The following is a 14,104-nucleotide window of genomic DNA, read 5'->3' on the forward strand; positions in this document are numbered from 1 at the left end:
CCTAGGGTGTCCCCCAGTGAACCTCGCCGACGAGCGATTCAGCTCCCCCTCCCTGCGCGCCTTCCTGGCCCTTGCCGTGGTCTTCGTGATGCTGGCGACCACCGGCTGGACCGTGCTGCGCCACCACGAGGGCGGCGGGAACGCGCTGTCGGTGGCCACCGCCGCGTGGCGGCACGGCTCGGTGGGCGGGCGTCCGCTCCCCGACCCCCAGGCGGCCCCGGGCGTCATCGCGCGCTTCTTCGGCGCGATCGGACCGGAGTCGGGCAAGCGGCTCGCCGACCGCTACCCGCTCGTCGTGGGCAACCTCGACGGCGCCCCGCTCACGCTGCGCTACCAGGCCAACCGGCGCTCGCTCGTCACGGCCCGCGCCGAGGAGACCGCCCGCTCGCACAGCCCCGAACTGACCGCAGAGGGCCGCCAGGACGCCGCGCAGCGGGCCGACCGCTACGCCTCCCTGCTCGCCGGCGGACGACAGATCCTCGCCTTCGATCCCACCGGCCGCGGCCGGGCCGCCGAGGTCTTCGGCGACCTCGGCGACGCCGAGCGCGTGGCGCTCGTCGTGCCCGGCGTCGACACCGACGTGCTCTCTTTCGAACGTGCGGCCGATCCCACCCGCGCCCCGGTCGGGATGGCGCGTTCCCTGTACTCCGCCGAGCGTGCCGCAGCCCCCCGCACGCGCACGGCGGTCATCGCCTGGGCCGACTACACCACCCCGCAGGGCGTCGGGCTGGACGCCTCCACCGGGGAGCTGGCCGAGCAGGGCGCCGTCCGGCTGGCCGCGCTGGTACGGGCGCTGCCGGCCCGCGGCCACGTCGCGCTGTTCTGCCACTCCTACGGCTCGGTGCTGTGCGGGGTCGCCGCCCCCGAACTGCCGCACGGCCGGGTCTCCGACATCATCGTCCTCGGCAGCCCCGGGATGCGGGTGGACAAGGCGGCCGACCTCGGCACGACCGCCCGGGTGTGGGCGACACGCGACAGCACCGACTGGATCAGCGACGTACCGCACATGGAGTTCGCCGGGCTCGGGCACGGCGCCGACCCCGTCTCCCGATCCTTCGGCGCCCGTGTGGTGACCTCCGATGCCGCCGAGGGGCACGCGGGGTACTTCCGCGCCGGCACCGACAGCCTCGCCAACTTCACCAGCATCGCCCTCGGCCGCTACGCGCACGTCCGGTGCGCCCCCGGCAGCGACTGCACGGCGGACATGGCCTAGTCCGGCCGTGCCCGGCCGGTTCCCGAAACGACGACGCGGCCTACCATGACCCGTATGGGTGACGTATTGGCCGGATCCAACGCCGTATGGGAGTTCGACGCCGATGCGGTGCTCATCCGTTACGAGCGGGGCATGCGCAACTCGAAGCTGTTGCAGACCCTGGCGCGGCGGCGCCTGCCGTACGCGGCCCTGTCGGGCGTGGAGCTCGCCCCGTGGCGGCGGGGCACGGTCGTGCTGCGCGCGCTTCCGCGGCAGGGCGCCGATCCGCTGATGGTGGCCGCGCGGGGCCAGCTCAAGGAGATCTCCGACCCCTACCGTCTGGTGCTGCCCGCCGAGCGGGAGCTGCTGGCCGAGTACTACGCCGAGCAGCTGCTCTCCGCGATCACCGCCGCCGGGGGCGGCGCGGACGCCGGCCCCGCCCCTCGGCACCTGGTGGAGGCGCCCTCGGCGCCCCTGTCGTTCAAGGCCTACGACGGCAAGGCCTCCTTCGACGGCGAGACGGTGTCCTTCCGCTGGTTCTGGACCGGCGCCTCGACCGCCAAGTGGAAGGCAGGTGACCAGCACTTCCCGGTCAGCGAGCTGTCCGGGGTGGACTGGCGCTCCCCCGAGATGCTCGGCGGCCATCTGCGGCTGCTGCCGCGTGACGGCGACGGCCGCGGCGCCGGCAACCCGGACGACGACCCGGCCACCGTGGTCTTCGGTCTGGGCTACGGGCTCGTCCACGAGTCGCTGCCGCTCGCGGCGGCGGTCGTCGCGGCGATCCAGCGGACCGCGCGGACACGGCCCGCCCCGGACCGCGACAGCTACTCGCGCGCCGCCGACGTCGAGGACATGTCCGGGTAGCGGTCACCCGCGACCTGCCCCGCGATCGGCTCCAACCGCCCCAGCTCGCCCTCGTCCAGCACGATCCGCGTCGCCGCCACGTTCTCCCGCACCCGCTCGGCCCTGCGCGTACCCGGAATCGGCACGACGGCCAGCCCGTGCACCCGCGCCCGCTGCTGCACCCACGCCAGGGCGATCTGGGCGGGCGTGGCGCCGTGCGCCGTCGCGATCTCGCGCAGCGGCTCCAGCAGGTCCAGGTTGCGCTTGGCGTTCTCCCCGGAGAAGCGGGGCTGGTACTGCCGGAAGTCGTCCGCGGACAACTGCGAGGCGTCCTGGAAGGAGCCGGTGAGGAACCCGCGGCCCAGCGGGGAGTACGGCACGAGGGCCACGCCCAGGTCGGCGGCGGCACCAGTCAGCGATATCTCCACGTCACGGCTGAACAGCGACCACTCCGACTGCACGGCCGCGACCGGGTGCACGGCGTGGGCCTCGCGCAGTTCGGCCCCGGTCACCTCCGACAGGCCCAGGTGCCTGACCTTCCCCGCCCGCACGAGTTCGGCCATCGCGCCGACGGACTCGGCCAGCGGCACGGCGGGGTCGCGGCGGTGCATGTAGTACAGGTCGATGACGTCCACGCCGAGGCGGCGCAGGCTGCCGTCGACGGCCTGCCGGATGTACTCCGGGTCGTTGCGCACACCCCGGTGATGCGGATCGTCGGCCTTGCGTTCGATGCCGAACTTGGTGGCCAGGGTGATCTCGTCCCGGTGCGCGCGGACGAAGGGCGCGATGAACTCCTCGTTGGCGCCCAGGCCGTATATGTCGGCGGTGTCGAAGAGCGTGACCCCGAGGTCCAGTGCCGCCTCCAGGGTGGCGCGGGCGGGGGCCTCGTCGGTGGGGCCGTAGAACTCGCTCATGCCCATGCAGCCCAGGCCCTGCACACCGACCAGGGGGCCATCCGTACCGAGCGCGACCTTGGCGATCGGTTTGCTGTTGTCGCTCATGCCTTTCATGCCCTCTCCGGCGCCCGACGGGCGTCAGCGTAGGTGTCGATCTTGTGGTCGAGGACCGCGAGGGTGTCCCGCAGCTCGGCGATCCGCCGCCGCACGTCGCGCCGGGTCGACTCCAGGAGCTCCCGGCGGGCGCAGAGGGTCTGGTCCCCCAGCCGCACCAGTTCGGCGTAGCGGACCATGTCCGCGACCGGCATCCCCGTCAGCCGCAGCTTGCCGACGAAGGCCAGCCAGTCGAGGTCCCGGTTGGTGAAGCGGCGCTGCCCGGTGGCCGAGCGGTCGACGTGGGGCATCAGCCCGATGCGCTCGTACCAGCGCAGCGTGTGGGCGCTCAGACCGGTGATGTCCGCCACCTCGCTGATCGTGTAGCGGTCCCTGCCGTCCGGGAGCGGGTGCCGTGCACCCTCGGAGCAGCTGAGCACGCTGCCGGGCTCACTCTTGGCCACCTGCGTCACGGTCATAGCCTCCACGCTAAAACCCTGGAGTGCACTCCAGGCAAGGCCATTCGTTAGGCTCGCGGTCATGCGGAGCCTGAGCAGCCTGAGCGCGATCGAGAACTGGCCTGTCCCGACGGCCGCGGCGGCGGTCGTGCGCCGTGACGGCACGGTCGTCGGGTCGTACGGCGAGACGGGGCGGCGCTTCCGGCTGGCCTCGGTGACCAAGCCGCTGTCCGCCTACGCGGCGCTGGTCGCGGTCGAGGAGGGCGCGATCGAGCTCGACGAGGCGGCCGGCCCCGAGGGCTCGACCGTACGGCATCTGCTCGCCCACGCCTCCGGCCTCGCCTTCGACGAGCACCGGGCCATGGCGGCCCCCGGCACGCGGCGGATCTACTCCAACGCCGGCTTCGACGCGCTGGCCGACCACATCGCCAAGGCCAGCGGGATCCCGTTCGCCGAGTACCTGCGGCAGGCGGTGCTGGAGCCGCTCGGCATGCGGGCCACAGACTGCCCGGGTTCGGCGGCCGCGGGCGCGGTATCCACCGTCGACGACCTGGTCCGCTTCGCCGCGGAGCTGCAGGCGCCGCGACTGCTGGCCCCGCAGACCGTCGCCGCGGCGACCTCCGTCGCCTTCCCCGGCCTGAAGGGCGTGCTGCCCGGCTACGGCGGCCAGAACCCCAATGACTGGGGCCTGGGCTTCGAGATCCGGGGCCGCAAGTCACCGCACTGGACGGGCGCCGCGTCCTCCCCCCGCACCTTCGGCCACTTCGGCCAGTCCGGCACCTTCCTGTGGGTCGACCCCGAAGCCGGCGTCGCCTGTGTCGTCCTGACGGACCGCGACTTCGGCGAGTGGGCCCTGCCGGTGTGGCCGGCGCTCACGGACGCGGTGCTGGCAGAGGTCTGACCGGCGCCGCGGGAGAACGGCCGCCGTGCCGGACCGGCGCGGACCGGGCGGTGACCGTCATAGGGCCCCGGCCGGGTCGGGCCCCGTCAACGGGGCACGGCGCCGACCGCCTCGCCGGACCGCCCCGCGCTGCGGCGCCGGCGGGACGGCCCCCCGGAGCCTCCGCGCCGAGCCACGGAGCGCGCAGGTGAGGGGTCCGTGCCATCCATCCGCCCGGATAAGGCAGGCTTGTACCCGTGCCAGAACCCGCGCTCAACGCATTCGACCCCGCCCGCGACCACCCGCACTCCGCCACGCTGAGGAGGCTGGAGAAGTCCGCGGGGCGCCTGGCTGCGGCCGCGATCGCGCGGATGGACGGACAGCTGCCCTGGTACCGGGCCATGCCCCCGGAGAACCGCTCGTGGATCGGGCTGGTGGCCCAGGCGGGGATCGCGGCCTTCACGGAGTGGTTCCGCCACCCGGAGACCCCGCAGGCGATCAGCACCGACGTCTTCGGCACCGCCCCGCGCGAGCTGACCCGGGCGATCTCGCTACGCCAGACGGTGGAGATGGTGCGCACCACCATCGAGGTCATGGAGTCGGCGATCGACGAGGTCGCGGCCCCCGGAGACGAGTCCGTGCTGCGCGAGGCGCTGCTGGTGTACGCGCGGGAGATCGCCTTCGCGACGGCCCAGGTGTACGCGCAGGCCGCCGAGGCACGCGGCGCCTGGGACGCCCGGCTGGAGTCCCTGGTGGTCAACGCGGTGCTCTCCGGCGAGGCGGACGAAGGCGTGCTGTCGCGGGCGGCGGCGCTCGGCTGGAGCTCCCCCGACAACATCGTGGTGGTGCTCGGCACGGCGCCGAACGGCGACAGCGAGCTCACCGTCGAGGCGATCCGGCGGGCGGCGCGCCACGCCAAGCTGCAGGTGCTGACCGGAGTGCTCGGGGACCGGCTGATCGTGGTCGCGGGCGGCGACGGCGAACCGCTGCGGGTCGCCAAGGCGCTGATCGGGCCGTTCGCGCCCGGGCCCGTGGTGGCCGGGCCCGTGGTCGGGGACCTCCTCGCGGCCTCGAAGTCCGCCCAGGCGGCGGCCGCGGGCCTGCGGGCGTGCGCCGCCTGGCCCGACGCGCCGCGCCCGGTGCTCGCCGACGACCTGCTCCCCGAGCGCGCGATGGCGGGCGACCGACACGCCCGCGATCAGCTGGTGGAGGAGATCTACAGGCCGTTGGAGGAAGCTGGTTCGGCACTGCTGGAGACGCTGTCCGTCTACCTCGAACAGGCCTCGTCGCTGGAAGGAGCCGCCCGGATGTTGTTCGTTCACCCCAACACCGTTCGCTATCGGCTCCGGCGTGTGACGGACGTCACCGGGTGGTCGCCCTCGGACGTACGCTCCGCCTTCACCCTACGCATCGCTCTCATCCTGGGCCGACTCTCCGAGTCCGGGCAGACACCCTAGATGCGCTCGGAGCCTTTGTGGGACACCAACAAATCGCCCGTCGGTTCTTGGTCCCTGTCCCCACGGGCGGGGATCGCCCCGCGCAGGAGAGAGTTGAAAGCGTGCTCGTACTCGTCGCTCCCGGCCAGGGCGCCCAGGCCCCCGGCTTCCTGAACCCCTGGCTCGAACTCCCCGGTGTCGCCGGCCGTCTCGACGGTCTGTCCGCGACCGCCGGTCTCGACCTCACCCGCTTCGGCACCACAGCGGACGCCGAGGAGATCCGTGACACCGCCGTCGCCCAGCCCCTGCTGGTCGCGGCCGGACTGCTCGCGGCGGAGCAGCTGTTCGGCGACACGGCCGCCGCGCGGTCCGCGCTGGGCGCCGTGGCCGGTCACAGCGTCGGTGAGATCACGGCGGCGACCGTCGGCGGCGTACTGAGCGCCGAGTCGGCGATGACCTTCGTCCGCACCCGCAGCACCGCGATGGCCCAGGCCGCCGCGGTCACCGAGACCGGCATGGCGGCCGTGCTCGGCGGGGACCCGGAGGCGGTCGTCGCCCACCTGGAGAAGCTCGGGCTCACCCCGGCGAACATCAACGGCGCCGGACAGATCGTGGCGGCCGGCACGGCCAAGCAGCTCGCCGAGCTGGCCTCGGACAAGCCGGAGAAGGCGCGGGTCATCCCGCTGAAGGTGGCGGGCGCGTTCCACACCCACCACATGACTCCGGCCGTGGCCGTGCTGGAGGAGCTGTCGCAGACGCTGGCGGTCTCCGACCCGGCGCTGCCGTACGTGTCCAACACCGACGGCACGGTCGTGCGCTCGGGCGCCGAGATCGTCTCCCGCCTGGTGTCCCAGGTGTCCAACCCGGTCCGCTGGGACCTGTGCATGGAGACCTTCAAGGAACTCGGCGTCACCGCGATCATCGAACTGGTCCCGGGTGGCACCCTGGTGGGCCTGGCCAAGCGCGCGCTGCCCGGCGTCACGACCCTGGCCCTGAAGACCCCCGACGACCTCGAGGCCGCCCGCGTGATCGTGGCCGAGCACGGCACCCAGGAATAGGAGTCCCCGCACACATGGCGAAGATCAGGCCCAGCAAAGGCTCCCCGTACGCGCGCATCATGGGCGTCGGCGGCTACCGGCCGACCCGCGTGGTGCCCAACGAGGTGATCCTGGAGAACATCGAGTCCAGCGACGAGTGGATCCGCTCGCGCTCCGGCATCGCCTCCCGGCACTGGGCCGGCCCGGACGAGACCGTAGCCGAGATGTCGATCACCGCCGCGGGCAAGGCCATCGCCGACGCGGGGATCTCGGCCGAGGACATCGAGGGCGTCATCGTCGCCACCGTCTCGCACTTCAAGCAGACCCCGGCCGTCGCGACCGAGATCGCGCACCGGATCGGCGCGGGCAAGCCGGCCGCCTTCGACATCTCGGCGGGCTGCGCGGGCTTCACCTACGCGGTGACCCTCGCCAAGGGCATGGTCTCCGAGGGCAGCGCGAAGCACGTCCTGGTGATCGGCGTCGAGCGGCTGAGCGACCTGACGGACAAGACGGACCGCGCCACCGCCTTCCTCTTCGGCGACGGCGCGGGCGCCGTGATCATCGGCCCCGCCGACGAGCCCGAGATCGGCCCCACCGTCTGGGGCTCGGAGGGCGACAAGGCGGGCACCATCACCCAGACCGTGCCGTGGGACCGCTTCCGCGTGGGCGACGTCGCGCAGCTGCCGGTGGCCGAGGACGGGGAGCTGAAGTTCCCCGCGATCACCCAGGAGGGTCAGACCGTCTTCCGCTGGGCGGTGTTCGAGATGGCCAAGGTGGCCCAGCAGGCGCTGGACGCCGCCGGGATCACCGCGGACGACCTGGATGTCTTCATCCCGCACCAGGCCAACATGCGCATCATCGACTCGATGATCAAGGCGCTCAAGCTGCCGGAGCACGTCGCTGTCGCCCGCGACGTCGAGACCACCGGCAACACCTCCGCCGCGTCGATTCCGCTCGCGATGGAGCGCCTGCTCGCCACCGGTCAGGCCAAGAGCGGCGACACGGCACTGATCATCGGGTTCGGGGCAGGGCTGGTCTACGCCGCCACTGTCGTTACCCTCCCCTAGGCAACACTCACGCGGCGCGCACTCCCGCCCGCCGCAGCCCGCAGTAACCAGCACGAAGAAGGAGAGCGCCACCATGGCCACCCAGGAAGAGATCGTCGAGGGTCTCGCGGAGATCGTGAACGAGATCGCCGGCATCCCGACCGAGGACGTCCAGCTGGACAAGTCCTTCACCGACGACCTGGACGTCGACTCGCTGTCCATGGTCGAGGTCGTCGTCGCCGCCGAGGAGCGCTTCGAGGTCAAGATCCCGGACGACGACGTCAAGCAGCTGAAGACCGTCGGCGACGCCGTCGACTACATCCTCAAGGCCCAGGCCTGAGACTGAACCACCCCAGGACGACGTGTCTGTCGCCCGCCCTTCTAGACGTGGAGAGACAATCCCTGTGAGCCCGACCAATCACTCCGTGGTCGTCACCGGTATCGGCGCAACCACTCCGCTGGGCGGGGACAGCGCGTCGACCTGGGAAGGGTTGACCGCCGGACGTTCCGGCGTCCGACCCTTGGAGCAGGACTGGGCCGCCGAGCTGTCGGTGCGCATCGCCGCACAGATCGCCGTCGAGCCGCTGGAGGTCCTGCCCCGCCCGGTCGCCCGCAAGTTGGACCGTTCGGCGCAGTTCGCCCTGATCGCCACCCGTGAGGCCTGGGCCGACGCCGGCTTCACCGCCAAGGCCGGCGAGGACAGCTCGGTCGACCCCGACCGCCTGGGCACGGTCATCGCCTCCGGCATCGGCGGCGTCACCACGCTGCTCGACCAGTACGACAACCTCAAGAACTCCGGCCCGCGCAAGGTGTCCCCGCACACCGTGCCGATGCTGATGCCGAACAGCCCCTCGGCCAACGTCAGCCTCGAGGTCAACGCCCGCGCCGGTGTGCACACCCCGGTCAGCGCCTGCGCGTCCGGCGCCGAGGCCGTCGGCTACGCGTACGAGATGATCCGCTCCGGCCGCGCCGACGTCGTGGTGGCCGGCGGCACCGAGGCGGCCGTGCACCCGCTGCCGATCGCCGCGTTCGCCAACATGATGGCGATGTCCAAGAACAACGACGACCCGCAGGGCGCCTCCCGCCCGTACGACAAGGGCCGTGACGGCTTCGTCCTCGGCGAGGGCGCGGGCGTCGTCGTCCTGGAGTCGGCCGAGCACGCCGCCAAGCGCGGTGCCCGGGTCTACGCCGAGGTGCTGGGCCAGGGCCTGTCCTCGGACGCCCACCACATCGCGCAGCCGGAGCCCACCGGCCGCGGCATCGCCGCCGCGCTGGAGCAGCTGATCGCCGCGACCGGCCTGGACCTGGCGCAGATCGCGCACCTGAACGCGCACGCGACCTCCACCCCGCAGGGTGACGTCGCCGAGGTCAAGGCACTGCGCAAGGTGCTCGGCGAGCACCTCGACCACGTGGCCATCTCCGCCACCAAGTCGATGACCGGTCACCTGCTCGGTGGCGCCGGCGGCATCGAGACGGTCGCCACCGTCCTCGCCCTGTACCACCGGATCGCCCCGCCGACGATCAACATCACCGAGCTGGACGAGGACATCGACCCCGGTCTGGTCTCCACCGAGGCCCGGAAGCTGCCCGAGGGCCCGATCGTGGCCATCAACAACTCCTTCGGCTTCGGCGGCCACAACGTGGTCATGGCCTTCAAGGCCTGAGCCGTACGGCACCTCTGAGGGCCGGTCAGCCGCTCGCGCGGCGACCGGCCCTCGGTCGTCTCCCGGCTCAGGGGCAGCCGACGACCTGCCCGGCCCAGGAGAGCCCGCCGCCGAAGCCCAGCAGCAGCACGGGGGCGCCCGGGGTGAGCTCGCCGCGCTCGACGAGCTTGGAGAAGGCGAGCGGCACCGAGGCCGCGGAGGTGTTGCCGGAGTCGACGACGTCACGGGCCACCACCGCCTGCGGGGCACCCAGTTCCCGCACGACGGCCTCGATGATCCGCAGGTTGGCCTGGTGCGTCACGATGCCGCCGAGCTCGCCCGCCGCGACGCCGGCACGGCGGCAGGCCTCCTCGGCGATCGGGGCGAGGGTCGTGGTGGCCCAGCGGAAGACCGCCTGGCCGTCCTGGGCGAAGCGGGGCTGCCAGGAGCCGGCCAGCCGCACCGCGTCGGCGCGGGTGGGGTCCGAGCCCCACACGACCGGGCCGACGCCGGGGAGCGCCCCCGCAGCGGCGTCGGTGGCGCTGAGGACGGCCGCGCCGGCGCCGTCGCCCAGCAGGACACAGGTGCTGCGGTCGCTCCAGTCGGTGAGGTCGGACATCTTCTCGGCGCCGATGACCAGGGCGTGCCGGGCGGCGCCGGCCCGGACGGAGTGGTCTGCGGCGGCGAGCGCCGTGGTGAAGCCCGCGCACGCGTTGTTGAGGTCGTAGGAGGCCGGCGCGGTCATGCCGAGCCGGGCCGCGACCTGGGCGGCGGTGCTGGGGGAGCGGTCCATGGCGCTGGAGGTGGCCACGACGACCAGGTCGATCTCGGAAGGGTCCAGGCCCGCCGCGGCGAGTGCCTTGCCGGCGGCGGCGGCGGCCATGTCGGCGACCGTCTCGTCCTCGCCGGCGATGTGCCGGGTGGCGATGCCGGTGCGCTGCCTGATCCAGGCGTCACTGGTGTCGACCATGGCTGCCAGGTCGTCGTTGGTGAGGACGCGGTGCGGCTGGTGGTGCCCCACGGCGGCGATACGGGATGCAGTCATGGCGGAACTATAGCGACCGACCGATCGGACTCTAAATCTGGAGAGGTGGTTACGATGGCGGGATGAGCCCACGAAAGTCCGCCGCCGAGGCACGGCACACCCGCGAGCGGATCATCGAACGCAGCGTCGCGGTCGCCTCCGTGGAGGGGCTGGAAGGCCTCACGATCGGTCGGCTCGCGGCCGACCTCGGCATCAGCAAATCCGGGCTGCTCGGCCACTTCGGCACCAAGGAGGCGCTGCAGATCGCCGCCCTGCGGCGGGCATCGGAGATCTTCACCAGGGCCGTGTGGGTGCCCGCCTCGGGGGCCTCCCCGGGCCTCGCCCGGCTGACCGCGATCTGCGAGGCCTGGGTCACCTACCTCGACCGCGAACGCGAGGCCTTCCCCGGCGGGTGCCTGTTCACCGCCTCCGCCGTGGAGTTCGACGGCCGCGAGGGGCCGGTACGGAACGCGGTCGCCCGGCTCTACGCCGTCTGGCGGCGCCGGCTGAACCGCGACATCCGGGCCGCCGTGGAACACGGCGACCTGCCCCCGGACACCGACCCGGAACAGCTCGTCTTCGAGCTGCACGGGATCTACTTCTCCCTCAACCACGCCGTCCAGCTCTTCGGCGACCGCGGCGCCCCCGACCGCGCCCGGCGTGCGCTGCGGCGCGTACTGAGCTGACGAATCAGCCCTTCGGGGGGATTGAACCCATCCCCCGGATGGCCGCGTGCGGCGCCGCGCACCATCGTGAGCATGAGCATCTGGCTAAGAGGCCGCCCGGGTAGGTGGGGTGGACCGAGGAGCGGGTGGAGGGCCGAGTCCGGCACGGCGGAGAGAGACGCAGCGGAGCTGCGGCGACCGACGACAACGCCGCCAGGCGAGAGCCATCGACCCGCGACGCCGCCCCGCCCATCCGCGCGGACTCTCAGGGCGGCCGGCCTCACGGCGGTCGCGGCGCTGACGGTGCTGGTGCCGGGGGCGGCCGGGGGGACGGCGCACGCGCACGACCGGCCGGGGCCACCGGGCCCGCCCGTGGTCCGGTACCTGCCCGACGGGACCCTGCGGGTGGAGGTCGGCGGCGGCGCCGTCCGGGTCGAGACCACCCGTGACGGGGAGACACACGCCCGGGTCACCCACGGCGCGGACACCGTGGAGGCCCGGACGGGAAAGCACGGCTCGTCCGCGACCGTCCGGCGGCGGCACTGCCCCGCGTACGAGTCGACGGTGAAGGCCCGTACGGGCAGCGGCGGTTCACGGGCCTCGGTGTCCTGGAGGCAGCCCTGCGCGCCCGCGCCGCGCCCCACACCCACCCCTCCCCCACCGCCCCCTCCCCCACCGCCGCCCCCTCCCCCACCGCCGCCCCCAGCCCCAGCCGCTCCGAAACCCACCCCGCCCCCACCGCCGGCTCCGACGCCCACGCCGACCCCGCCCCCGACGCCCACGCCGACTCCCGCACAGCGCGCGGAACTCCCGCCCGTCGCCTACCGCAAAGCGAGCGCGCCGCCCCCGCCCCAGGGGCCGAGCATCGTCCACCTGATGCTGCTCGTCACGGCCCCGGCGGTCCTGTCCGCCGCAGCGCTCAAGCCCCGCTCCCAAGCCCGCTCTCGGAGGTGACCGATGTCGGACTGGCTCGTCCTGGGCATCGTGATGGCCGCGGCCTGCGCCGTGGTGCTGACCATCGTGCTCATCAACCAGCGCCGTATCGGCGATGACGACGACCCCTCGGAGACCCCCGACGTCATCGAGTACATGACGATGATGATCGGCGTGGTGTACGCCATCGTCCTCGGCCTCGCCATCGCCGGCGTGTGGGAGGCGCGCGGCGCCGCCGAGGACACCCTGCACCGCGAGACCCAGGCCCTGCACGAGGTACGGCAGCGCGTCCAGGTCTACCCGGCCGACGTGCGCGACCAGGTGCACGCCGACGTGGACGCGTACGTCTCCTACGTCGCGCGCACCGAACTGCCCCACATGCTCGAGCACGGGGAGAACACCCGCCGCGGCTCGGAACTCCTGGACCGGCTGCGCCGCGACGTGACGGGCTTCGAACCGCGCACCCCGCTGGCCAACCAGGCGTACCAGCCGATCGTCGACCAGGTCGCGGCCGTCGACGACGCGCGCACCGCGCGCGGCGAGAACGCCGGACCGACCATGCCGGGGGTGGTGTGGTTCGGCCTGGTCACCGGCGCCCTCGTCGCGGTCGGGCTGATCTTCGGCCTGCAGATCAGGCGCTCCCGACGCGAACTCGTCCTCGCCGGGCTCTACAGCGCCCTGATCGCCTTCCTTCTCTTCCTCATCTGGGACCTGGACGCCCCCTTCGGCCGGGACGCGGTCGAGGCGGCCGCGTCCTTCACCAGCCTCTTCCCGCACATCAGCTGATCACTTCTCGAAACTCGCGAAGTACGAGGCGGCCATGTCCTCCTCGCCGTGCCCGAGTTCGGCCGCGCGGCGGAAACGTTCGGCGCCGGCCGCTGCCACGTCGAGCCGGACGCCGACAAACTCCCCCGCCTCCACGATCAGCCGGGCGTCCTTCTCCGCGGTCCGCACGCCGAAGCTGGGGGCGAAGTCGCCGGCCAGGATCGACGCCCCCTTGGCCTGCAGATAGCCCATGTCGAGGGGGCCGCCGGAGACGGCCTTGAGGAAGTCCGCGGCGTCCACGCCGAGGCCCTTCGCCAGCGCGAGGGCCTCGGCGGTGCCATGGGTGACGGTCAGCACCCAGCTGTTGATCACCAGCTTCAGGCGGCTGGCCGTGCCCTCGGCCGCGTCCTCCCCCACCCACACGGTGCGGCTGCCGATCGCGTCGAAGACCGGCGCGACCCGCTGCCGGGCCTCCTGCGGCCCGGCGGCCAGCACCAGGAGCTGCCCGTTCTCCGCGGGCTGCCGGGTGCCCAGCACGGGCGAGTCGAGGTACACGATGCCGTGCTCGCGGGCGAACTGCACGAACGCCCCCGGGGCGCCCACGCCCGCGGTCGTGGCCTGCGCCCAGACCGCGCCCTTGCGCAGGCCCGGCGCCGCCTGCCGCATGGTGTCGAGGGCGGAGTCCGCGTCGAACAGGATGGTCAGCACCACGTCGGCGCCGTCCACCGCCTCCGCGGGGGTGTCGGCGACGCGTGCGCCGTCCTTGCCGAGCGGTTCGGCCTTCTCCTTCGTACGGTTCCACACACGGACGTCGAGGCCCGCCCTGACGAGGTTGCGGGCCATCGCGGCACCCATGATGCCGGTGCCCAGGACTGCTACTGAGGTGGTGTCGGACATGACTGCCACGGTACGACGGACCCATCCGCAGCGCTCGCGGCGCCGCAGGCCGGACGCCGGACGCTGCAAGCCGGAGGGTGCGCCCCGCGCCAGGGCGCGGCCTGCGGCCGCCGGCGTCCCCGCAGCCCTCCGCGGTCGCGGACGGCCGGTACGGACGCCTGGCGACGGTGACCGCCGCGCCGGTGGGTCGCCCGGTCCGGCAGCCCGCGCACGCCCCCTGCGTCACGACCGTAGACCGCCAGGTGGTGCGAGGACCCCAAAAATCCGCCTCCCCAAGGACACGGGCGCCGCCCTCT

14 protein-coding genes are annotated in these 14,104 nt (G+C 73.2%); 10 read left to right on the forward strand and 4 right to left on the reverse strand.

Going from position 1 to position 14,104, the window contains the following annotated elements:
• Positions 1–16 precede the first annotated feature (16 nt).
• Positions 17–1,213 carry an alpha/beta hydrolase gene (locus ACRWND_RS07255; RefSeq protein ID WP_431947140.1) on the forward strand — a complete coding sequence of 399 codons (1,197 nt, stop codon included), beginning with the start codon at positions 17–19 and terminating at the stop codon, positions 1,211–1,213.
• A gap of 54 nt (positions 1,214–1,267) precedes the next feature.
• A complete protein-coding gene (locus ACRWND_RS07260) occupies positions 1,268–2,056 on the forward strand; it encodes a DUF4429 domain-containing protein (protein WP_431947142.1) in 789 nt (262 codons plus the stop codon).
• Here the strand turns inward: ACRWND_RS07260 and ACRWND_RS07265 are convergent.
• On the reverse strand, positions 2,017–3,036 hold the full coding sequence (locus ACRWND_RS07265; protein WP_431947144.1) for an aldo/keto reductase: 1,020 nt from the start codon (positions 3,034–3,036) through the stop codon (positions 2,017–2,019). The two genes, ACRWND_RS07260 and ACRWND_RS07265, sit on opposite strands and share 40 nt — an antisense overlap.
• A gap of 5 nt (positions 3,037–3,041) precedes the next feature.
• A complete protein-coding gene (locus ACRWND_RS07270; RefSeq protein WP_431947146.1) occupies positions 3,042–3,503 on the reverse strand; it encodes a MerR family transcriptional regulator in 462 nt (153 codons plus the stop codon).
• 61 nt (positions 3,504–3,564) lie between these two features.
• Between ACRWND_RS07270 and ACRWND_RS07275 the strand changes: the two genes are divergently transcribed.
• From ACRWND_RS07275 to fabF, 6 genes are all read left to right on the forward strand, one after another.
• A complete protein-coding gene (locus ACRWND_RS07275) occupies positions 3,565–4,383 on the forward strand; it encodes a serine hydrolase domain-containing protein (RefSeq protein WP_431947148.1) in 819 nt (272 codons plus the stop codon).
• Positions 4,384–4,619: 236 nt separating this feature from the next.
• On the forward strand, positions 4,620–5,819 hold the full coding sequence (locus tag ACRWND_RS07280; protein WP_431947150.1) for a PucR family transcriptional regulator: 1,200 nt from the start codon (positions 4,620–4,622) through the stop codon (positions 5,817–5,819).
• 101 nt (positions 5,820–5,920) lie between these two features.
• Positions 5,921–6,856 (forward strand): ACP S-malonyltransferase, encoded by a 936-nt coding sequence (locus ACRWND_RS07285; protein WP_431947152.1) that lies wholly within the window; start codon positions 5,921–5,923, stop codon positions 6,854–6,856.
• Positions 6,857–6,870: 14 nt separating this feature from the next.
• On the forward strand, positions 6,871–7,902 hold the full coding sequence (locus tag ACRWND_RS07290; protein WP_431947154.1) for a ketoacyl-ACP synthase III: 1,032 nt from the start codon (positions 6,871–6,873) through the stop codon (positions 7,900–7,902).
• 73 nt (positions 7,903–7,975) lie between these two features.
• Positions 7,976–8,221 carry an acyl carrier protein gene (locus ACRWND_RS07295; protein WP_018556746.1) on the forward strand — a complete coding sequence of 82 codons (246 nt, stop codon included), beginning with the start codon at positions 7,976–7,978 and terminating at the stop codon, positions 8,219–8,221.
• Positions 8,222–8,285: 64 nt separating this feature from the next.
• Complete coding sequence (gene fabF / locus ACRWND_RS07300; RefSeq protein ID WP_431947156.1) at positions 8,286–9,545, forward strand: beta-ketoacyl-ACP synthase II; 1,260 nt, start codon at positions 8,286–8,288, stop codon at positions 9,543–9,545.
• 67 nt (positions 9,546–9,612) lie between these two features.
• On the opposite strand, the gene ACRWND_RS07305 is transcribed toward fabF, so the two are convergent.
• Positions 9,613–10,569: a beta-ketoacyl-ACP synthase III gene (locus ACRWND_RS07305; RefSeq protein WP_431947158.1), complete on the reverse strand. Its 957-nt coding sequence runs from the start codon at positions 10,567–10,569 to the stop codon at positions 9,613–9,615.
• 62 nt (positions 10,570–10,631) lie between these two features.
• Here ACRWND_RS07305 and ACRWND_RS07310 point away from each other — a divergent pair, with 62 nt between their 5' ends.
• Both ACRWND_RS07310 and ACRWND_RS07315 read left to right on the forward strand, forming a co-directional pair.
• A complete protein-coding gene (locus ACRWND_RS07310) occupies positions 10,632–11,234 on the forward strand; it encodes a TetR/AcrR family transcriptional regulator (RefSeq protein WP_431947160.1) in 603 nt (200 codons plus the stop codon).
• A gap of 936 nt (positions 11,235–12,170) precedes the next feature.
• A complete protein-coding gene (locus tag ACRWND_RS07315; RefSeq protein ID WP_431947162.1) occupies positions 12,171–12,932 on the forward strand; it encodes a DUF4239 domain-containing protein in 762 nt (253 codons plus the stop codon).
• Here the strand turns inward: ACRWND_RS07315 and ACRWND_RS07320 are convergent, their stop codons facing one another.
• Positions 12,933–13,808: an NAD(P)-dependent oxidoreductase gene (locus ACRWND_RS07320; RefSeq protein WP_431947164.1), complete on the reverse strand. Its 876-nt coding sequence runs from the start codon at positions 13,806–13,808 to the stop codon at positions 12,933–12,935.
• Positions 13,809–14,104 lie beyond the last annotated feature (296 nt).

It is taken from the genome of Actinacidiphila sp. bgisy167 (genome assembly GCF_965342175.1).
Lineage (GTDB): Bacteria > Actinomycetota > Actinomycetes > Streptomycetales > Streptomycetaceae > Actinacidiphila.